Source organism: Bacillus sp. 3255 (genome assembly GCF_031456485.1).
In the GTDB taxonomy this organism is placed as follows: domain Bacteria; phylum Bacillota; class Bacilli; order Paenibacillales; family NBRC-103111; genus Paenibacillus_E.
The window spans coordinates 91248-110639 of sequence record NZ_JAVDUS010000027.1; the positions used below are offsets into that span (position 1 = coordinate 91248).

Annotated in this window: 19 protein-coding genes and 2 riboswitches; of the genes, 8 read left to right on the plus strand and 11 right to left on the minus strand. The window is 54.3% G+C overall.

Annotation, left to right across the window (positions count from 1 at the left end; translation table 11 throughout):
* Positions 1-3: 3 nt before the first annotated feature.
* The 4 genes from J2X61_RS32270 to J2X61_RS32285 form a co-directional block, all read right to left on the minus strand.
* Positions 4-1539 carry an MDR family MFS transporter gene (locus J2X61_RS32270; RefSeq protein ID WP_310194081.1) on the minus strand — a complete coding sequence of 512 codons (1536 nt, stop codon included), beginning with the start codon at positions 1537-1539 and terminating at the stop codon, positions 4-6.
* A gap of 93 nt (positions 1540-1632) precedes the next feature.
* Entirely contained in the window at positions 1633-2139 is a 507-nt protein-coding gene (locus J2X61_RS32275; RefSeq protein WP_310194083.1) for a hypothetical protein, read from the minus strand.
* Positions 2136-2636 (minus strand): hypothetical protein, encoded by a 501-nt coding sequence (locus J2X61_RS32280; protein ID WP_274471712.1) that lies wholly within the window; start codon positions 2634-2636, stop codon positions 2136-2138. The genes J2X61_RS32275 and J2X61_RS32280 overlap by 4 nt, the downstream gene beginning before the upstream one ends.
* Positions 2637-2689: 53 nt before the next feature.
* A complete protein-coding gene (locus J2X61_RS32285) occupies positions 2690-3469 on the minus strand; it encodes a lipase family protein (protein ID WP_274471711.1) in 780 nt (259 codons plus the stop codon).
* A gap of 133 nt (positions 3470-3602) precedes the next feature.
* Here J2X61_RS32285 and J2X61_RS32290 point away from each other — a divergent pair, with 133 nt between their 5' ends.
* From J2X61_RS32290 to J2X61_RS32300, 3 genes are all read left to right on the plus strand, one after another.
* Positions 3603-5318 carry an ABC transporter ATP-binding protein gene (locus J2X61_RS32290; protein WP_310194087.1) on the plus strand — a complete coding sequence of 572 codons (1716 nt, stop codon included), beginning with the start codon at positions 3603-3605 and terminating at the stop codon, positions 5316-5318.
* A 232-nt stretch (positions 5319-5550) separates the two neighbouring features.
* On the plus strand, positions 5551-6627 hold the full coding sequence (locus J2X61_RS32295) for an ABC transporter permease subunit (RefSeq protein WP_274471709.1): 1077 nt from the start codon (positions 5551-5553) through the stop codon (positions 6625-6627).
* Complete coding sequence (locus J2X61_RS32300; protein ID WP_310194089.1) at positions 6624-7580, plus strand: ABC transporter permease subunit; 957 nt, start codon at positions 6624-6626, stop codon at positions 7578-7580. The genes J2X61_RS32295 and J2X61_RS32300 overlap by 4 nt, the downstream gene beginning before the upstream one ends.
* 64 nt (positions 7581-7644) lie before the next feature.
* On the opposite strand, the gene J2X61_RS32305 is transcribed toward J2X61_RS32300, so the two are convergent.
* On the minus strand, positions 7645-8217 hold the full coding sequence (locus tag J2X61_RS32305; RefSeq protein WP_274471707.1) for a hypothetical protein: 573 nt from the start codon (positions 8215-8217) through the stop codon (positions 7645-7647).
* A 197-nt stretch (positions 8218-8414) separates the two neighbouring features.
* Between J2X61_RS32305 and J2X61_RS32310 the strand changes: the two genes are divergently transcribed.
* Positions 8415-9308, plus strand: a complete 894-nt coding sequence (locus tag J2X61_RS32310) for a methyltransferase domain-containing protein (protein ID WP_310194092.1) — start codon at positions 8415-8417, stop codon at positions 9306-9308.
* Between the two features lie 31 nt (positions 9309-9339).
* Here the strand turns inward: J2X61_RS32310 and sugE are convergent, their stop codons facing one another.
* From sugE to J2X61_RS32335, 5 genes are all read right to left on the minus strand, one after another.
* Positions 9340-9660: a quaternary ammonium compound efflux SMR transporter SugE gene (gene sugE / locus J2X61_RS32315; RefSeq protein WP_310194095.1), complete on the minus strand. Its 321-nt coding sequence runs from the start codon at positions 9658-9660 to the stop codon at positions 9340-9342.
* Between the two features lie 80 nt (positions 9661-9740).
* Positions 9741-9844, minus strand: a riboswitch (guanidine-I (ykkC/yxkD leader).
* A gap of 34 nt (positions 9845-9878) precedes the next feature.
* A complete protein-coding gene (locus J2X61_RS32320; RefSeq protein WP_310194098.1) occupies positions 9879-10496 on the minus strand; it encodes an MSMEG_1061 family FMN-dependent PPOX-type flavoprotein in 618 nt (205 codons plus the stop codon).
* 99 nt (positions 10497-10595) lie between these two features.
* A complete protein-coding gene (locus J2X61_RS32325; RefSeq protein ID WP_274471703.1) occupies positions 10596-11069 on the minus strand; it encodes a C40 family peptidase in 474 nt (157 codons plus the stop codon).
* A 3-nt stretch (positions 11070-11072) separates the two neighbouring features.
* Positions 11073-11213, minus strand: a riboswitch (cyclic di-AMP (ydaO/yuaA leader).
* Positions 11214-11622: 409 nt separating this feature from the next.
* Positions 11623-12441: a hypothetical protein gene (locus J2X61_RS32330; protein WP_274471702.1), complete on the minus strand. Its 819-nt coding sequence runs from the start codon at positions 12439-12441 to the stop codon at positions 11623-11625.
* A gap of 55 nt (positions 12442-12496) precedes the next feature.
* Positions 12497-14452 (minus strand): M1 family metallopeptidase, encoded by a 1956-nt coding sequence (locus tag J2X61_RS32335; protein ID WP_274471992.1) that lies wholly within the window; start codon positions 14450-14452, stop codon positions 12497-12499.
* A 250-nt stretch (positions 14453-14702) separates the two neighbouring features.
* Between J2X61_RS32335 and J2X61_RS32340 the strand changes: the two genes are divergently transcribed.
* Positions 14703-15194, plus strand: coding sequence for a YwhD family protein (locus J2X61_RS32340; RefSeq protein ID WP_274471701.1), 492 nt, complete (start codon positions 14703-14705; stop codon positions 15192-15194).
* A 170-nt stretch (positions 15195-15364) separates the two neighbouring features.
* On the opposite strand, the gene J2X61_RS32345 is transcribed toward J2X61_RS32340, so the two are convergent.
* Positions 15365-17467 carry a transglycosylase domain-containing protein gene (locus J2X61_RS32345; protein WP_379240657.1) on the minus strand — a complete coding sequence of 701 codons (2103 nt, stop codon included), beginning with the start codon at positions 17465-17467 and terminating at the stop codon, positions 15365-15367.
* 282 nt (positions 17468-17749) lie between these two features.
* Between J2X61_RS32345 and speE the strand changes: the two genes are divergently transcribed.
* The 3 genes from speE to J2X61_RS32360 all read left to right on the plus strand — a co-directional run bounded on the left by speE (position 17750) and on the right by J2X61_RS32360 (position 19202).
* Complete coding sequence (gene speE, locus J2X61_RS32350; RefSeq protein ID WP_274471700.1) at positions 17750-18577, plus strand: polyamine aminopropyltransferase; 828 nt, start codon at positions 17750-17752, stop codon at positions 18575-18577.
* 129 nt (positions 18578-18706) lie between these two features.
* Positions 18707-18895: a hypothetical protein gene (locus J2X61_RS32355; protein WP_274471699.1), complete on the plus strand. Its 189-nt coding sequence runs from the start codon at positions 18707-18709 to the stop codon at positions 18893-18895.
* A gap of 58 nt (positions 18896-18953) precedes the next feature.
* The gene (locus tag J2X61_RS32360; RefSeq protein WP_310194106.1) at positions 18954-19202 is read left to right on the plus strand and encodes a hypothetical protein; all 249 of its coding nucleotides are present in this window, start codon (positions 18954-18956) and stop codon (positions 19200-19202) included.
* Positions 19203-19392 lie beyond the last annotated feature (190 nt).

A 19392-nucleotide genomic window follows, 5' to 3' on the forward strand; every position in this document is an offset into this window, starting at 1 on the left:
ATATTAATGCGAAGCAGCGGCGAGTGCGGTTTCCGAATCGGTGGGAATGTCGAACTTCTCTCTGCTCATGACGCATGCGGCCGCCAGAGCAAGAACGGCTGGGATAAGTCCCCAGGCGAAGGTTGCCACGATGGACGAGGAGAGACTTGCTGATGTCTGACTCAGTACTCCTTCTGGTATTTGCGCGCGGGTGACCGGATCGAGGAGCGCATGCGGATCTTTAAAATCCAGCCCCTGCGGCAGTGCGGAGCTGCCGCTTACGTTGAAGGCATCTGTCAAGTGCCTGGTCAGCGAGTGGCTTTGGATAATGCCGAAGATCGTGATGCCGATCGTCATGCCGAGCGAACGTAGAAAGTTCAGCGTCGAAGAGGCGGCTCCGCGGCGGTTGGCCGGTACGGAATGAATGGCTGCGTTGCTGAGCACGGAGAAGGATGCGCCGATGCCAAGACCGACTAGAATCATGAACAGTGTGACCTGCAGACGGGAGGAATCCGGCGTTAATGTCAGCAGGAGGGCCATCCCCGCGACAAGCAGGATCAGCGTCGGGATGAGAATCGCGCGGTACGTAAATTTGCTGATCAGAAAGCCCCCGGCGGTTGCCGTAACGACCGTACCGAGCATCATGGGAAGCAGGACAAGGCCGGAATTTGTAGCGCTGCCGCCGAGCACACCCTGAATGAAGATTGGTATATAAACCGATGCTGTGATGAAAGCGGCACCGCTTAACATGGCGATCGCATTGCTGGAAGCATAGAGGCGGTCACGGAACATGCGGAAAGAGATAATCGGTTCTTCGGCTTTCGTCTCCGCGTAGATGAAAGCAGCAGCTAGCAAGATAAAGCCGGCGAATAATCCGCTGATAGGAGCGGAGTTCCATGCGAACTGCTTGCCGCCAAGCTCCAGAGCAAACATGAGACAGACGATCGCGCCTACCAGCGTCAGCGCGCCGGCCCAGTCGATCCGCTGTTTGGCATGCTGCAGCGATTCCTTATAGCCTGCCGCCACCATGAGGAAGGCAATGAGGCCTAACGGAAGGTTAATGTAGAAAATCCATTCCCACTTCACATAATCGGTCATATAAGCGCCAAGCAGCGGTCCGAAAATGCTGGACATGCCGAAAACGGCGCCGAACAGTCCCATCAGCTTGCCGCGGCTTTCCGGTGCGACGGCATCGAACATGATTGTGAAAGCGACGGGGACCAGAGCTCCGCCGCCGATCCCTTGGATGGCGCGGTAAATGCTCAACTGTACGATCGAAGTTGCCGTTCCGCACAAGGCGGAGCCCAGCATGAAGACGAGAATGCCGAAGACGAAGAAGCGCTTGCGTCCATACATATCCGAGAGCTTGCCGAAGATCGGCATCCCTGCCATTTCGGCAACCATATAGGCCGAGGTCACCCAAACGAATTTATCCAGTCCTCCGAGGTCTGCGATAATGGAGCCCATCGCCGTGGCAACGATGGTATTGTCCATGGAGGCCATAAGAATGGCCAGTAAAAGTCCGGCAATGACAAAGCCGGTTTGGTTTTTTTGTTTCATGTTATCATTTCCTTTCTTTGTTCGATTGCAGGATATATCCGAATTATAAACAAACAACCCTGACAAGAGATTGTCAGGGTTACGGTGCGTTCTTCATTTTTTTTTAAAGCTATCGGGGAAAAAGGATCGGAACAGCAGGACGTGCATGGACTGCAAAAACAAGTAAATCGGGAAGGAAAAGTTTAAATGGTACCCGTTCTTGTAATGAAAGACGCCGACCTTCACGCTCAGCCACTCGATGCCGACACTTACGAGGCTCCAAACCAGAATATAAGGGATGGTGTAGAGGCCTTTAATCCGCCACCTTTTATATATATAAATAAATAGATAGCCATAAGGAGCATACATGGCATAGGAGAACATATCGAACAGGGAGTAAGTAGATTCATCCCCGACATCGTAGAGATCGAAGGGAGGTAGAGCCAGTGTATGATCGAGCATAAGGCCCAGTACGATCCCTGTCAGTAAGTTGAACAGGGCTTGCTCCATCGTGAACCTCCTGGGCAGGAGCCAAATGGCAACCACTCCTGCGGCAAGGATGGCAAGGACAAACCATTCGTTGGCATCGAAGGAGGAATCATAGATGATGACGTCACTCATGGGGACATCTCCTTCCGCATGAGCCGGAGCAGCAAACGGGAGAACCCATAGGTGAGCAGCATCATGATCGCCAGGCAGGCGGTTTCATAGAAGCCATTCCAGGACAAATCGGTAATGGCGCCGGTCCACCTCAAGGCTGAGGCGCTCAGATACAAAAAAAGGAACGTGTACAGAGAGATCCCGAGTTTCGTAAGGGGCTTAACGGCTGTGAAAAAGACGTTGGCATACGCAAGCAGCGTAAGTGAGAAGGTGAAGTCCCGATAACCAATGACGGACAAATGCGCCGGAACTTCATTGCTGATGAGGAACAGGTCCCAGACGTCACTCATAAACGTTAATTTATTGATATCTACGATTGAAAGCAGCATGTACAGCAGGACATTGAAGACAAGCGGCAGCTTGTTGGGAAGCCCTGCTAATACATGGATGCTGAGCCAGACGAACATGAGGTTAATGACGAGGACCAAGGTCGAGCTCCCTTTCCGTATGAAATACATATCAACCTTTATCTTTGCCTTTATCAGGTGGTTTCAACCATCCCCCAGCCTCCTTAGGGGCAGAATCCGGGCGTTCGGCTTTGCAGCTGCTCCGCGTAACGGGGATCCAGCTTCGCCAGCTCGTGATAATAGCCGCTGATGGCGTGATTCGCGGAGACGGACCCTGCCTGGTAGGTGAGTTCGACCCCTTTCTTGACATGCAGATAGTGGTAGGTTTGATCGGTTCGCGGCGATTTGTAGAGGAAAGGCGGAAGTTCCGGAACGATATCATTCGTGTTATAAATCCGGTAGTGAGGCCCGGTTCTGCGGTTGAACAAGCTGGCGAAAGCGGGATTACCGACTCTCGGCGAACCATACGTATAGATGGAAGGCTCTCTGAATTTGGTAACCGTTGCGAGATCGACGGCGCATAGCGCAGCGAGCGCCCCTCCGAGGCTGTGGCCTGTCAGGTAAAGCGTCTTGCGGGGATTCAGCTTGACGATCGTGGCCATAATCTGCCTGCGGGCGCTGTTATAGATGTCGAGGAAGCCTTTGTGCACAAGTCCGCCGTCCTTGGCGTACGGGTAAGTACTTTGCCTCGCGATAACATCGGATACCCAATCGGAGGCTGTATTCGTTCCCCGAAATACAATTATAATCTGTCCGTCGGACTGGGCGATGAAGCCGTAGGCTTCTTTGTCACTAAGAAAGGAGGTGGCTGTGAAGGAGGAGACCATTTGGTAATTTTGCGGTAAAATAACGCTGTCCGGACCATGTTGAAACAGTTCATAACTCTGGCTGCACATCGCTGCCAGGAAAATAGCGGTTCGCGTATCCAACGAGTTGATAAGCATGTCAGTCCCTCCGCGCACAGATTGCCTTTGAACTATATATATGAGAATAGTGGACAGCTGTCCTCGGGCAATTGCCTATTTTTGGTCTTTCATTTTGGTTTCATGTATACTAGGCGAAGGAGGTGGAATTTTCGTGTTAAAGCGGTTTTTCTCATACTATAGGCCTTATAAGCATCTATTTATTTTGGATTTTACCTGCGCTGTTGTGGCCGGATTGTTGGAGCTGGGCTTCCCGCTCGCCGTGAATCAGGTTGTCGACAAATTGCTGCCTGCCGGGAACTGGAGCTGGATTCTTTGGGCTTGCGCCGGCCTGCTTGCCGTTTATGGACTCAACACCGTGCTGAACTTCGTAGTTACATATTGGGGGCATAAGCTGGGGATTAACATCGAGACGGACATGCGCAAGAAAATGTTCGATCATCTCCAGAAGCTATCGTTCCGGTTCTACGACAATAACAAGACCGGTCAATTGATGTCGCGCATGGCCAACGATTTGCTGGAGATCGGCGAAGTGGCCCACCATGGTCCCGAGGATTTGTTCATCGCCGTAATGACGCTGATCGGCGCATTCATACTGATGATGAGCATTAATGTGAAGCTGGCGCTGTTAACCTTCGTTATTGTGCCTGTGCTGCTCTGGATTGCGGTGTACTTCAATCAGAAAATGACGAAGACGTTCCGCCGGATGATGGGGGACTTAGCGGATATTAATGCCCGTGTCGAAGACAACATCGGCGGTATTCGAGTAGTGCAGGCTTTCGCCAATGAGTCCTACGAGAAGAAGCTGTTCGAGGACAATAACGGGCGTTTCCGAATCACGAAGCTGCTATCCTATAAAATCATGGCGTGGAACATCTCCCTTAGCTATATTCTTATGCGTCTTGTGACCGTGTTCGTCTTGATTTGCGGCACCTGGTTCGTGATCGACAAACAAATTTCCTACGGGGAATTCATCGCCTTCGTCCTGCTCACGAATGTGTTCCTGGGGCCGATTCAGAAGATTAATAACGTTATCGAGAGCTATCCCAAAGGGATTGCCGGATTCAAACGGTATTGCGAAGTGATGGACACGGAGCCGGAGGTGTCGGATCGGCCTGACGCCGTGAAGGTAGACCATCTCCAGGGCCAGATCACGTTCGACTCCGTTGCCTTCGGGTATGGCGGCGAAGCGCGCGTGCTGAACGATATCTCCCTGACCATACGGGCAGGGGAGACGGTCGCGTTCGTCGGTCCGTCCGGAGCGGGGAAGACGACGATCTGCAGCTTGCTGCCGAGATTCTACGACGTGAACGAAGGCAGCATCTCGATCGATGGCATGGACATCCGCGACATCGAGCTTCAATCGCTGCGCCGCCAGATCGGCATCGTGCAGCAGGATGTGTTCTTGTTCTCCGGCACCTTGCGGGAGAACATCGCCTACGGCAAGCTGAATGCGACGGACGCCGAGATCTGGGAGGCGGCTCGACGGGCGCAGCTTGAGGGCTACATCCAGTCCCAGCCGAAGGGGCTGGATACCGTTGTCGGCGAGCGCGGCGTCAAGCTGTCCGGGGGGCAGAAGCAGCGGCTTGCGATCGCGCGGATGTTTTTGAAGAATCCGCCGATCCTCATCCTCGATGAGGCGACATCGGCGCTGGATACGGAGACGGAGGCGGCCATCCAGCAGTCGCTGGCTGAGCTGTCGCAGGGCCGGACGACGCTGGTCATCGCTCACCGCTTGGCGACGATCAAGAACGCCGACCGTATCGTCGTCGTGACGGAGCAGGGCATTACCGAGCAAGGCGGACATGAGGAGCTTATTGCGGTGGGCGGTGTATACAGCCGGCTGCATCAAGCGCAGTTTAGCTCTTAAAGGGGACCTGGCGCAGGATCATTGGATCTTGCGCCAGGTTTTTTTGGCATTGTGCGCGCTTGATCAAGCGCATCGCTGCTGACAGACGCCAACCTAACTACGGGCGTCGGCAGCCTCTCCTTGCGGGGCCACTTTTTGCCATCAATAAATGGATAGTACTCCCAAATGAATCGTGGTAAACTATGAAAATAGTTATCTACCAGCGGTAAATAATAGGACGAGGTGACCAGAGTTGAAGTCGATCATTCGGTGGCTGTTGCTGGGGCTGTTTACGCTCCTGTGTATCTTCTTCCTAAGCAACATTCGAAACGCGTTCATGTCTACGGAGCCGGATCAGATTCGGATTGCGATCGGCCCCGATACGAGCATCCACGCGATCAGCAGCCAACTGCCGGGCAGCCGGGTGCTGAACGAGAAGGCCGGTCTGCTGTCGGTCCCCTACGGCACGACGTGGGACTATATCGGCAAGACAGCGGCGATTAAAGGGATTTTTCGCGCAAGCAGCGTGCCATTGGAGACGCCCGTGATCTCCTGGAAGTACTACGCGTATACGGTGAAAGACCAGCTCCAAGGCTTCCTGCATGGCGATCTCGGCAAGTTCCGCAATCCATACAACCGCAAGGAATTGTCCGTGCTGGGGGAGCTGCCCGTCATGCTGCTTCGCACATGCACCTATTTCATTCCGGGCTTGCTCTTGGCTATTGCCCTAAGCATGCTTACGGCGCTGGCGGCCTCGATGTGGCGCCGGTTAGGCGCAGTGCTTGACGGTGTGCATGCCCTGCTTGTGGGCTTGCCCGACTTCTTCCTAATCGTACTCATACAATTAGGCGCGGTCTATGCCACGAAATTTCTGGGGCATTTCGTGCTGCTGATCGTCCAGGTCGGCGACAAAACGCCGTTCATGATCCCGTTCCTCACCATCGCGCTCATCCCGTCGGTTACGATTTACGGTACGCTTCGCATCGCGATCGCCCGGGAGCTGGCGCAGGACTACGTCGTCACGGCGCAAGCCAAGGGGCTGACCCGCGGCGAGGTGCTGTTCAGCCACGTGGTGCGCAATGTGATGGCTGATTTGCTGGGCATTCTGCCGAAGGCGACGACCTTGGCACTGGCCAGCATGGCGGTTGCCGAGGCGATCTGCGGAATCCTTGGCCTGGGGGGCTTCATTATCTCGCCTGCCCTGCAAAATGTCTCCTCCATGTCCGTCATCTGCATCGCGCTGGCTCTCGTTGCGCTGGCATTCCATGCGCTGTATGCGCTGCTCCGCAAGAGATGGCTCGTACGCACGGGGGAGGTGCCGTCCTCATGATGAAGCGTTCATCCGCTGCGTTCTACCTCTCGGCCGGCTTGATCGTCCTGATCCTTCTTCTCGCGGTCTTCGGGACGTGGCTGAAGCCGCACGGGATATCGCCCGAGGATAAAATCAACATGATTCAATATGAGCAGGACGGCAAGACGCGCTACAGCATTCCGCCGTTCTCCCCGAACGGTACGTTCCTGCTGGGGACGGACCACCGGGGCTTCGATGTGCTGAGTCTGCTGCTCAACGGGCTTAAATACACGCTGGGTACCGCGCTGGCTCTAACGCTGCTGCGGTTCGCCTTCGCGCTGCCTTGGGGCATGTGGAGCGGGACGACCGGAAGAGGCCGCGGCGTGCTCCATGCGATGCAGTGGGTTGTCGCAGCGGTGCCTGCATTTGTTTTCCTGTTTCCTCCGCTGGCCGGTATGTACTTCGGTCTTCGGTTGGATCAATGGGCGAAAGCCGATCCGGACTACAAGCTGCTTTTCTCGGCAACGTTCATTCTTCTGGTCACCCTCATCGGCATATTCCCTCTAGCTCATCAAATCGCAGAGCGGGCTCGCTACTATAATGACAAGCTATTTATAGAAGCTTCACGCTTGATGGGCGGCTCCGTCGTGCATCGGACGGTCCGGCACTTGATTCCTTGTATGAGAAGCGAAATGATGTTCATCTTCCTTAGCGAGTTCATGCAGGTCCTCTTCTTGCTGGGACAGCTTGCGGTGTTCAATCTCGTACTGGGCGGTACGGAAACGATCGGCGACAGCGACGCGGGCTATTCGATCACCATCACCACTTCGGGCGAATGGCTGTCCATGATCGCTTACGGATCCAGGTATATCAGGCTGCATCCGTGGATTATTTTGAGTGCAGGCACGAGCTTCGCGCTGCTGTTCCTGTCGCTGCAATTTTTCCTGAACATGCTCAAAAAGCGCTATGGCCGCGAGAGACAGCTGATGTAAAATGCCGCTGGCATAAAGAAACCGGGACCCATCCGACGGATGGAGGCCCGGTTTTTTTGTGGTGCTACTGCAAGGAGCTCAGACGGATGTCGAATCTGGCGGCGACACCGGCCGGCATGGTGGCGCTGCGCGGTCCGCCGAAGTTGAAGGCGATGATGACGACATCGTTGCGCCCGCGGCGCAGGAAACGCCGAACGTCGAACGTGCGTCCCGGGTTGTAGAACGAAGGCGTATTCTGCGGGCCGTCAAAGAGCAGCGGTACCCCGTTAATGATAACGACCGCGTAGTTGTCGACGGACAGGAAGAGTGAAGCGCTGAGGATAGCTCTGCGCTGCGAAAGTGTGAAACGCGTTGAGATGATTGCATTCTCACTGTTCAGATTGCCGGAATACCAAACATAATTGGCGTTGGGTACCTGCACCCATGCAGGATCGCGGGGGATAATCTGGGCATTGAACCATGAGTTGTCGGTACCGATCGATACCGTCGTTTGGCTAATAAAGCGCCCTGATCCAGGTTTATGAAACTTTCTCAGTTGGGTACGGTAGAGCTGCATCGCTTTGGCTCTAGGCAGCCCTGCGCTCTTGGGGAGCCGGACAATACGGCTCGGCTTGCCGGCAATACGTTTTTGCATCATGTCGCCATCTCCTATCAACATATGAATATACTTGCTTAGTATTCTATGTCTGATAGAGCGAACTGCGAGGGTTAATGGCTAGGGAAGGTTATTTCAGGAAGCCTAATTTAATTTCGTGAGTGGAAAGCACAAAATATATATTTTTATAACACATAATATATGTTAAAATAACAATAAAAATGAGGGGGTAATGACCAATGGAGGATAAAGCCGATAAAACAAAGAGGCTCTCCGTCTACCTGCCGGAGAAGGTCAAGGAAGATCTGGAGCGCATGGCGGAAGAAACGGGCTTGTCGATGACACAGCTTATTGTGATGGCAACGCATGGTTTGCTCGCCAATTATGCGGAACAGGGCGGAGCTATTTTCGGCGACTTGCTGGCATCCAGAGGAAGAATGCTGCACGAGGTGAAGGAGAAGCAGCAGCAGCTTCATGATGAGAAGGCAAGCATGCAGGAATACTATGGGGCGCGAGCGGCGGAGTATGAGCATATCTATGCGCGGGAGGATGCGGATTACCGGCAGGAGCTTGAGCTCATTGCGGCTGTGGTAAGGAAGCTGACAGCGGGGAGGAGCGTTCTGGAGATTGCTTGCGGCACCGGGTACTGGACGCAGTATGCCGCCGAAGCGGCTGAGCGCATCGTGGGCGTGGACATTCGGCCCGAGGTCTTGCAGATTGCGAAGTCCAAGCCGTGGCCGAAGCGCAACGCAGCCTTTGTTCAAGGGGATGCTTACCGGCTTGGGGATATCGAAGGGGACTTCGATTGCGGACTGGCCAATTTCTGGTTCTCGCATATTCCCAAAAACCGCCTGAACGCCTTCCTGCAAGGCTTCCATGAACGTCTAGGCCAAGGAGCGCACGTCTTGATCGCCGATAATGTATACGTTCCCGGCAGGGGCGGGGAGCTGATCGCGAGCGAGCACAGCGAGGATACGTACAAAAGAAGGGAGCTGGCCGACGGCTCCAAGCATGAAATCCTCAAAAATTACTACACGTATGAGGAATTGAACGAGATCTTTAAGCCTCTGTCCGAGAACTTGCGGATCTATGTCGGCAGCTCCTTCTGGTATGTGAGTTATACGGTGGCCTAACCCCTTATCTCATCGGCCGCTTGGGGATCGATCAGTGTCCGGATGTGAACTTCAGTCCGAGAACCCCGACAAGAATAAGGATCATGAACAAAATACGCGTCAAACTGACCGGCTCGTTCAGGAAAAGGGTGCCGACAATGATCGCCCCTACGGCGCCGATCCCTGTCCATGCCGCATAGGCGGTGCCGATGGGGAGCGTCTTGGTGGCGACAGCCAGGAAATAAAAGCTGATGATCATGCCGGTAACCGTGATAACGGACGGCACCAAACGCGTGAAACCGTTGGAAAATTTCAAGGAGATGGCCCATACCACCTCGAAAACGCCTGCTATGACAAGATACAGCCATGCCATGTTGAATCCCTCCTTCATTGCGGGTCATCCTAACCCGGACACAAAGAAAAAAGCCTGGAAGCACTATCGCTGCGCGATATGACTCCCGGGCTTTTCTCCCTCCGTGTTCACAGCGTATTCGCTGTGTGTTTTCTCTCGGACCAGACTGGCGCTGCAGCGTCACGGAACCCTAGAAAACCGATGCCGCTATTATAGGACGGCTTACATGCTATGTCAAGTTATTCTTTCAGCTCGATGCCGTTGCGCGCCACGTGAGCGCGGAACATGGACATCGAATCCGGATGCTCCTGCTCAGGCAGCCACGTATCCTGCTGCCAGACGCGGGCCAGCTTGAGAGCCCGGCTGCAGTGAATGAAGCATTCCTGCACTTCGACGCCGACGCCGACGCCGACAACAGGCTGCTTGCCGTTAAGCTGCATACCGGCAAGCAGCTCCTCGTCCTGCGTCAGCCATGCCCGGCCGTTAATCCGCAGGACGGTTTCCACGCCAGGAATAAGGAACACCATGCCGACTTGCGGATTAGTGAGCAGATTTTGCAAGGAGTCAATGCGCCGGTTCCCGAGTCTTTCCGGATAGATCAGGCGCTTATCATCGAGGATGCGGACGAAACCGGGCTCATCCCCGCGCGGAGAGACGTCGCACAGACCGGACTGGTTGGAAGTGGACAGGAAGAATAACGGTGATTTGGCCACGAAGGCACGAATGTGATCATCCATGCTCGAGACGACCTTGTGCTGCACGGCCAGGTGTGGTTCGCCTACACGCGGTCTTAGCTCTTCAAGAGACTGGATGATACTGGGGAAAGGCGGGTTGCCGGAGTAGCTTGTTTGCGACATGGCGGGTATCCTTTCTTAAGGTCCGAAATGAATAAAAGCCCTGAAAGCGGCTCTAGGGAGCTGAAGCTATCCGGGCTTTATTCGTGTAAAGCAAGAGAATTACTTGGATTCAGCAGTTAGCTGATTGTAGATATCATCCCACAGAACGCGTCTGGCGGATACATATCTCTTCGCGTAATAGGATTGGCTAAGCTTATTAATCACGACGCCCTCGTTGGATGCCGAATGAACGAATTCACCGTTTCCAAGGTAGATGCCTACGTGAGAAACACCTTGGCCTCCTGTGTTGAAGAACACAAGATCGCCTTTGCGAAGATCACTTTTGTCAATCCAGTAGCCTTCTTTATTTTGAGCAGCCGAACTATGAGGAAGGTCAATGCCGAATTGGTTGAACACGTATGCGGTGAACCCGGAGCAATCAAAACCTCTGGTTGTCGTACCGGCATCTTTGTACGGTGTTCCAAGCAATCCGTCAACCGTTGAGTCCAATGTGGATTCTGACGCAGACGCGCTTCCTAAAGCTACACTCAAAAACAAAACAAGACTGAAAGCAAGAGCAACAACCTTTTTCAACTGCTTGTCTCCTTCCGGTGCCTACGAGGTTAGCTGGAGGGTTCGGTTGAAGGTTCCCTATGATCCCTGTCTTGCAAGATCAATTCACCCGGAATGGTTCCCCCGTTTCCCCAATAAGGACGGGGAATTCGGCATGAAATATTTGGTTTTATGATGCTAGTCACTGTAATTCGTCATAAATATCGAAATTCCTCCTTATTCGGGGCATTTTTGGGCAAAAAAAGTGAATTCGTTCGTTTTCCAGACAAATAAAACCAAATTTTCAAGGAAGTAAACGATTTCATCGGCGAATTAAACCGAAAAAATAGAGGGTTCGTGGTTTGCTGTGGGGTTGGATCGCGCATATTCCGTCGATTCGTGTCTTATTTTAAAGCGTGTATTGGGTTTATGCGGCTTTGTGCATGGAAATGAGTGTCTTGTTCATGATATCCATGCGCCGGAGGAATGCCGGAGAGGGAGAGGAAGCAAGAAAAGAAGCGAAAAAAGTGGAAAAAGGTTATCTGCCAAGATCCGAACGGACCTGGCGGATAACCTTGCATGTCAGCGGGGAGCTTCACCCTTCGCTTTTTGCTGTAAGCAGCTGGTATTGTGACGAAATCGCCCACATTTGCAGGAAGATGTTGAATAACGGGAAGAGCTGGTAGATCATCAGCGCCGCAAGCCCTGCCCACAGATAGGTTGCCGTGACGGTAATCCCCGTCAGAAGCCCTGAGCTCAGCAGAAGAATGAGCGACAAACCGATAATCGGCAGCGAATGCCGCATGAAGGTCATTAAGGTGGATATAATGCCCATATGGGCTGCGATGGCGAACTGGACATACATAAACAGCAGATGCAGGAGGAAGCCGTAAACGAGCATGCCTGCAAGCCAAGGCAGCAAGTGGAGGACGGCCTCTTCGTAGGAGGTGCTGTGCGCGAATAGGCGCTGCGCTTTGGGCAGCAGCCAGATCAGCGGGAGCAGGGACAGCGCCAGGCGAGTCAAATAGGCGATGAAGAAGGGCAAGGTCAGCTCCTTGATGCCGCGAAAGAAGCGGTAACCGGCGTTTTGATCCGTATGCGTGAGCGAATAGTAGACGCCGCTGTTCAGCACAGGGGTGAGCAGCATGCGAATCAGGAGCAGCACGGCTAGCCACCAGAGGTAGGAGTGGCTGAGGTCGGTTTTGATCAGCTGGAACTGGCTCTCCGCGAGAAAGAGGTGCAGCGATTCCTTCGGCTGGTCGCCGCCGGGATAGCGGTGCATAAGCGGGACGAGCACCCCCTGCACCAGCTTATAGAGCAGGATGCCCCAGCCCATCTGATAGATGAACAAGACAATGGTGGCGAAGGGCTGCCGCAATGCCTCCCTGAAGCCATAGTTGAGATAGGTTTTCACGGGGTTCCCTCCTAAGGAAAACTTGCCTCGTAAGCGTTAATTGAGAGTGGGGCGCCTACCAGGCGACCCACCCAAAGATAGCCTGCAGGAATTGGATGATGCCGAGGTTCCAGCGGATTTTCCACTTGGTGTCCACTTCAGTTTGCATGAAATTATTGATATGTTTGTTCTCCAGGATGAGCGTATAGTTCGGGTCTATGCGGACCCAGTCGACCGGCGTGGTGTGCGTTAATTTGAACTCGATGCTGCTCTCCTTGCCGTCCCACGTTTTGTCCAGCATCGTCCCGTCGGCGAAATGGAATTGAATCGGCACCTCGGGCGAGTTGCCGCCGCGCTTGGAGATGAGGACGGAGCTCTCATAAGGTCCCGTTCCTTTGCTGCCGGTGGCTTTCACACGAATGCTCTCGACGGTGTAGTCCATCATCATCGAACCGTAGACGTAAGCGTTGAAGAATTCGTCCCACTTCGTCTTCGTCACTTCTTCGACGACCGCCTGGAAGTCGCGGGTGGATGGATGCTTGAATTCCCATCGCTGGAAATAAGTGCGCATGATGCGGTCCATCGTCTTCGCGCCAACCTGCTTTTCAATTGCTTTCAGTACAAGCTTGCCTCTCGTATAAACATTTTCCGCATATTGATCGTGGCCTCCGTACGTCCACGCATTTTTTTGCAGGGCAAGGGGGGAAGTGATGTAGCTTGATTCCACAGGCAGATTAGGGGCTTGCCCGAAGTCAGCTTCCATTACTTTGTCCTCGGCATAGGAGGTGAATCCTTCGTCCAGCCACGCCTCCTCGAATTCATTGGTGGCTACGAGTCCATAGAAGTATTGATGTCCGATCTCATGAACGACGACGCGTTCCAGATCGAGGTCCGGATTCTTATCGCTGGCTCCCCATGCGGTTATCAAGGTCGGATACTCCATACCGCCTGCGCCGTTGCCGCCCGGAGGGGGAACGACGATCGAGAGCGTGGAGTAGGGATAAGTTCCGTACCACTGGCTGTACCGGGACAGCGCCTTTTTGGCGGCGATCATATAGCGGTCCTTCAATTCTTGATGATTCGGATCGAGGTAAAGCTTAATCTTGACGCCGGGGATTTGCGGTGTAGAGAAGGGCTCTTCCACATACACGAAATGCGGCGATGCCGACCAGGCGAAATCATGCACGTCATCGGCGTAGAATTGGTACGTCTTCGTACCGTTCTCCGTCACGGCAGGCTTCACCGGGAATCCGGTAGCCGCTACGGTGTAATTGGCCGGTACTTGAATCTTCACATCATAAAGGCCGAAATTGGCGTAAAACTCGGAATTTCCGTGGTATTGATGGAGATTCCAGCCCGGCTCGGCACGGCCCCTTGTGCCTGCGCGCTCATAAGCCGCCACTTTCGGGAACCACTGCCCGGCCATGACGAAGTCATCCACATAGCCCATTCTGGCGAAAGCTGCGGGCAGCTTGACGAGGAACTCCGTCTTGAGGGTGACGCGTTCTCCGGCTCCAACCGGTTTCGACAGCGGGATTTTGAGCAGCGTCTGGTCGTCTTTATTGCCGTCATCGGGCTGCACGAACGCCATACGCGGCGTCAGATCCTCACCTTCGGACGATTTCACGGAAAGCAAGTCCATTCGTCCGGTGCTATCGTCCGTTGCTTCATCTTGGCGCAGCTTGCCGCCGGATTCGCGCATAAATGTCGTTTTCTTAGAAGCGAAAGCGTTCGGATACAAATGAAGGTAAATTTCCTGCACAGGAACGGTGCCGGGGTTCTCCCATGTAAAGGTCTGCTGCCCTTGGAGCTGCCTTGTCTCCGGCGTATAGGCAACGTTCATGTGATATTCCGCAATCCGGTAACTGAGCGGTTCCGGCGTCTGCTTCTCCGGGGGCTTGCCGCGATCCGCGGGCTGCATGTCCGGTGCCGGAGCTGAGGGTTCGTCCCGCGAGACGACGGGCAGTACCGGTTTACTTGCGGATGGGAGCAAAGTTTCAGACAGCAGGACGGCGCCTGCTGCAAGGAGCATAACCACGAACCATTGTACCTTGCGGTTTTTGAACAGAACACTCAATAGATTCACCCCGCCTAACAAGCATCTACAGCATGTATATGTAGACAACCTGGGGATTATTTCTATGAGCTGAAAAGAATTGTTGGCAAGCGTGCCGGCACGGCCTGGCGGGGGCAGGATGCACGGCTCTTGTTCTGGAGATGGACTTTAGCTACAATGAAAGCAAAGCGTCATTTTAACATTACGAAGAGTGGAAGGTGTTCTCATGGAAGCTGACAAAAAGAAGCTGGCCTTGAATATAGTAAGCTCCAAAGTGAATCACAAAGGCTTCGGTGCCGGAGCGATCGATCTTAGCAACGTTTCGGGAATTATTATTGACGGCGATGAGGCGTATCTGGATGAGGGGACGCTTCATGCGAAGAGTAAAATCGAGAAAGGGATCAAATTCTCGACGAACAAGGACGACGTGCCGAACGGTCGTAAAGCCTGGATCGTGTGGGTGGCGGTAGACCGCACCGAGGAGGGTGCTTACTATGCCGGCATGTCGGCCTGCGAAATGCTGGTGGATACGGAAGCGCGCAAAGGATGGAAAATTCTTGCCGACCACGTGAACAAAATGGATGCGGCCATGAAGCGCAAATTCATCCTCGAAGGCTTGTCCGATAACGAGCGCGCCTTGCTCAAAGATCGGCTTATCGCCCATAATGTGGAATGGTGGAACCGCTCGGACCAAGCGCTGAAAGATGCCCTTTCCTAATCGCAGCAAGGCTTCATAGAGATTATGAACATTATGTGTCATCCATTGTTACGCACTTGTGAACCGGGTATACTAGACCCTAGTGTATGTTACCTCATATACTAGGACAGCAAAAAGGCAGACTAAGACGCGCTTAGTTCTGCCTTTTTGTGTTTTCCGAAACCGCGCGGTCAGTCGTTCCACCAGCGCTTGAGGTCGTTCCACCAAGAACCGTTTTGGCCCTTGGCCGGGTTCTTGCCGTCCTCGCCGGCGGCCGGCTTGGCGGGCTTGCCCGTGCAGTACGTCGTCGGCTCCGTGCCGGCGAGGAAAGCTTCCAGATGGGCATTCGGGCAGTCCTCATTGGACAGCTTGCCGCTCGCGGGGTCGATATAGACGCTGGTGACGCCTTCCGGAGTTGGGAAAAGCTTCGGCGGTATCGCCTCCAGCGTCTGCTCCGTAAATTCCGCGAAGATCGGCGAGGCCAGGTGGGACTCGACGGTTGAGATGTCCCGGCTTTTATCATAGCCGACCCAGACGGCGGTAGCGAGCTCAGGCGTGAAGCCGACGAGCCATGCGTCAGTGTCGGTCGTTCCGGTTTTGCCCGCAATCGGCCGCTTGATTGTCCCGGCAACCCGATTGCCCGTACCGCCTTCCTCGAATACGCTCTCCATCAGATTCGTCATCACATAGGCGACGGCCGGATTGAGCACTTGCTCTTCCTTCGGCTTCGCTTCATATAAAATCTTGCCGCCGGCATCCTCAATCCGCACAATCGCCGTCGTTTCCTTATGAATGCCTTGGTTCGCAATCGTGCCGAAGGCGGAAGCCATCTCGAGCGGGCTGACCGGGAAGGAGCCGAGCGCCAGCGACGGCAGTGGCTTCATCGGTGAATCGATGCCCAGCTTGCGGGCCAGATCAATGACCTTCTGGGGTCCGACATCCAGAATCGTATGCACGGCATAAATATTGTCCGACTTCGAGATCGCCTGCCGCATATCAATGTTGGCGTTAGCGTATTGGTCGTTGAAGTTCCTCGGCGTATAGCGCTGCCGGCCCTCGTCGTAGGTGAAGACCGTCGGTTCGCTTTTCACCTGTGTGACGGGGGTATACCCATTCTCCAAAGCGACCATATAAACGATCGGTTTGAACGATGACCCAGGCTGTCTCGTATTCGAGAGCGCCCGGTTGAACTGGTTCTCCGAGTAGTCTCGTCCGCCTACCATCGCCTTGATTTCTCCGGATCGCGGGTCAATGGCGACGAGGGCTGCTTGCAGCTCGGTTTTGCCGTTCAATTGCTTGGCCACCACGTTCTCGGCGATATCCTGCGCTTTCTTATCGAGCGTGGTATAGATGCGAATGCCGCCTTCGTCGAATTGCTCCTCCGAAATGCCCAGCTGTTCTGTCGCGAGCGTCCGCACATAATCCCGGAAATAGGGGGCTGCTGCGGGCTTCTTCTTCGTTAACGGCTGAATCGTCAGCTTCTCTTTGGCGGCGGCGTCCGCTGCCTCCTGCGTGATGAAGCCGCTGCGCACCATCGTTTGCAGAACGACCTTCTGCCGGTCCATCGCATTTTGCAAATCATAGTATGGCGAGTAGTATCGCGGTCCTTTCGGAACACCGGCGATCATGGCGCTTTCGGCCAATGTCAGCTCGCTGGCGTGCTTGCCGAAGAACAGCTCGGAAGCCGTCTCGATGCCGTAGGTCGAATGACCGTAGTATATTTGATTTAAATAATCGGCGAGAATTTCATCCTTGCTTAGCTGCATTTCCAATTGAACCGCATAGATCGTTTCTTTGATTTTCCGCGTCCATGTTCGGTCATGATTCAAATATAAATTCCGGGCCAGCTGTTGGGTGATCGTGCCTGCACCTTGAACCTTGGCCATCGCCTGCACGTTCACGATCGCCGCGCGGGCCACCGCTTTCACATCAACGCCGAAGTGATCATAGAAATGCTGGTCCTCCACAGCGAGCGTAGCTTTAATGAGGTACGGCGAAATGTCGTTCAACGTGACGACCTGCCGGTTCTGCCCCGAATAAAACGTATCGATCAGCTCGCCATGCGTATCGAACATTTGGGAGGTTTGCAGCATCTTGGTGACAGGGAGGGTCTGAGCGCGCAAATAAACGAAGAAGACGGCCGCAGCGATGAGCAGAAGCACGCAGGAGGTGAAGAAGAAGGAAAACATTTTCTTAATGCGGCGCATCCAGCGCATGGACGCGGGGACCTCTTTCTCCCTTGCTTTCGGGGGTGTGCCTGTATCGGGTTGACGGTTGTTTTCGTTATCGGACATCGTATCCTGCCTCCTTTCATGCCGGTTTAGGCCGTATTAACCAGTATGGAAAAGCATGGCAGTCCGTATTCAACAAATTGTAAATATTTTTTGTGAAATCGGTAAAAGACCTAGGAAAATATTGCATTTTGGGGGTAATGAACTATAATACAATTTGTGCGTATGAAGGGTCGGGAAAGTTGAGCGGATTTTGCATGACTTTTGAGGCCGGTGGAACACTGATTAGAGATAACGAATGTCAGTCATTATTCATCCAATATAGAGGCGAAAGAAGGAATGAACATGGATTTGTGGTACACAGAGAAACAAACGGACAGCTTCGGCATTACAGCCAAAGTGAAAGAGACTTATGTAAGAGAACAAACGGATTTCCAGGATCTGGCTATGATTGAAACCGAAGAGTGGGGCACGATGCTGACGCTGGACGGCATGGTTATGACAACAGTCAGAGACGAGTTCGTATACCATGAAATGGTTGCGCACCCTGCGCTCGTGACACACCCGAACCCTGAGCAAGTGCTTGTTGTGGGCGGCGGCGACGGCGGCGTGATTCGTGAAATCATGAAGCATCCGAAGGTGAAGAAAGCGGTGCTGGTCGATATCGATGGCAAAGTTATCGAGTACTCCAAGAAATATTTGCCGACGATTGCCGGTGAGTTGGACAATCCGCGCGTCGAAGTTATCGTGAACGACGGCTATATGCACATTCATGACCACAAGAATACATACGACGTCATCATGGTCGACTCCACGGAGCCGGTTGGTCCGGCGGTCGAGCTGTTCACCAAAGGCTTCTACCAAGGCATTTATGATGCGTTGAAAGAAGACGGCATTTTCGTTGCCCAAACGGACAACCCTTGGTTCAAAGCGGACCTGATCCAAACGGTGAACCGCGATGTGAAGGAAATCTTCCCGATCGTACGCGTATACAGCGCGAACATTCCTACCTACCCAAGCGGGCTGTGGACGTTCACCATGGGCAGCAAAAAGCACGATCCGCTGCAAGTCGAGGAAGCTTCCATTCCGGAGTTCCCGACGAAGTATTACACGGCACGCCTGCACAAAGCAGCGTTCGTTCTTCCTAAATTTGTCGAAGATTTGATCAAATAAAAAGATTAAGCCGCCAGCGCCTTCTTGGAGACAAGGGGAATTGGCGGTTTTTTTTGCGCTCGCCGGCAAGGCGTCGGCGGTTGGCGCAGCGGCGAGTGCGTCCGCCGTGGACCGCATGCGCGGCTGGCGTTGGCGCCGCCAGCGTGCGACTCGGCCGTGCAGGCGGCATGGTCGGAGACGGGACTCGCCGGGCGCGGGCTCGCTAACGGACACCACGGCCGTTATTTCGGCGGCTACGGCCCCGTCGGCAATCTAACGGACACCAGCGCGCTTATTTGCCGATTTCCAGGCGAAATCTCGCCGAAAATGCGCAAATAGCGTCATGTGTGTCCGTTGGCGCCGCGAGGCGGGCCCAAAACGGCGAATAAGCGCCGCTGTGTCCGTTAGCCGGAGCCGGGGGCTGGGCCGAGGCTCCTGGACTCCGGCCGGTCTTCGCCGTGGCGCCGCCAGCATGCGACTCGGCCGAGTCGGCGCTTCGCCGCCGCCGTGTCTCGCCGGGCGCGGGCTCGCTAACGGACACCACGGCCGTTATTTCGGCGGCTACGGCCCCGTCGGCAATCTAACGGACATCAGCGCGCTTATTTGCCGATTTCCAGGCGAAATCTCGCCGAAAATGCGCAAATAGCGTCATGTGTGTCCGTTAGCGCCGCGAGGCGGGCCCAAAACGGCGAATAAGCGCCGCTGTGTCCGTTAGCCGGAGCCGGGGGCTGGGCCGAGGCGCCTGGACTCCGGCCGGTCTTCGCCGTGGCGCCGCCAGCATGCGACTCGGCCGAGTCGGCGCTTCGCCGCCGCCGTGTCTCGCCGGGCGCGGGCTC

Bases quoted from the DNA above. Each gene is read 5' to 3' on its own strand.
- J2X61_RS32270 (WP_310194081.1), bottom strand. From the start codon at position 1,539: ATGAAACAAAAAAACCAAACCGGCTTTGTCATTGCCGGACTTTTACTG.
- J2X61_RS32275 (WP_310194083.1), bottom strand. From the start codon at position 2,139: ATGAGTGACGTCATCATCTATGATTCCTCCTTCGATGCCAACGAATGG.
- J2X61_RS32280 (WP_274471712.1), bottom strand. From the start codon at position 2,636: ATGTATTTCATACGGAAAGGGAGCTCGACCTTGGTCCTCGTCATTAAC.
- J2X61_RS32285 (WP_274471711.1), bottom strand. From the start codon at position 3,469: ATGCTTATCAACTCGTTGGATACGCGAACCGCTATTTTCCTGGCAGCG.
- J2X61_RS32300 (WP_310194089.1), top strand. From the start codon at position 6,624: ATGATGAAGCGTTCATCCGCTGCGTTCTACCTCTCGGCCGGCTTGATC.
- J2X61_RS32305 (WP_274471707.1), bottom strand. From the start codon at position 8,217: ATGATGCAAAAACGTATTGCCGGCAAGCCGAGCCGTATTGTCCGGCTC.
- J2X61_RS32310 (WP_310194092.1), top strand. From the start codon at position 8,415: ATGGAGGATAAAGCCGATAAAACAAAGAGGCTCTCCGTCTACCTGCCG.
- sugE (WP_310194095.1), bottom strand. From the start codon at position 9,660: ATGGCATGGCTGTATCTTGTCATAGCAGGCGTTTTCGAGGTGGTATGG.
- J2X61_RS32320 (WP_310194098.1), bottom strand. From the start codon at position 10,496: ATGTCGCAAACAAGCTACTCCGGCAACCCGCCTTTCCCCAGTATCATC.
- J2X61_RS32335 (WP_274471992.1), bottom strand. From the start codon at position 14,452: ATGCTCCTTGCAGCAGGCGCCGTCCTGCTGTCTGAAACTTTGCTCCCA.
- J2X61_RS32340 (WP_274471701.1), top strand. From the start codon at position 14,703: ATGGAAGCTGACAAAAAGAAGCTGGCCTTGAATATAGTAAGCTCCAAA.
- J2X61_RS32345 (WP_379240657.1), bottom strand. From the start codon at position 17,467: ATGTCCGATAACGAAAACAACCGTCAACCCGATACAGGCACACCCCCG.
- speE (WP_274471700.1), top strand. From the start codon at position 17,750: ATGGATTTGTGGTACACAGAGAAACAAACGGACAGCTTCGGCATTACA.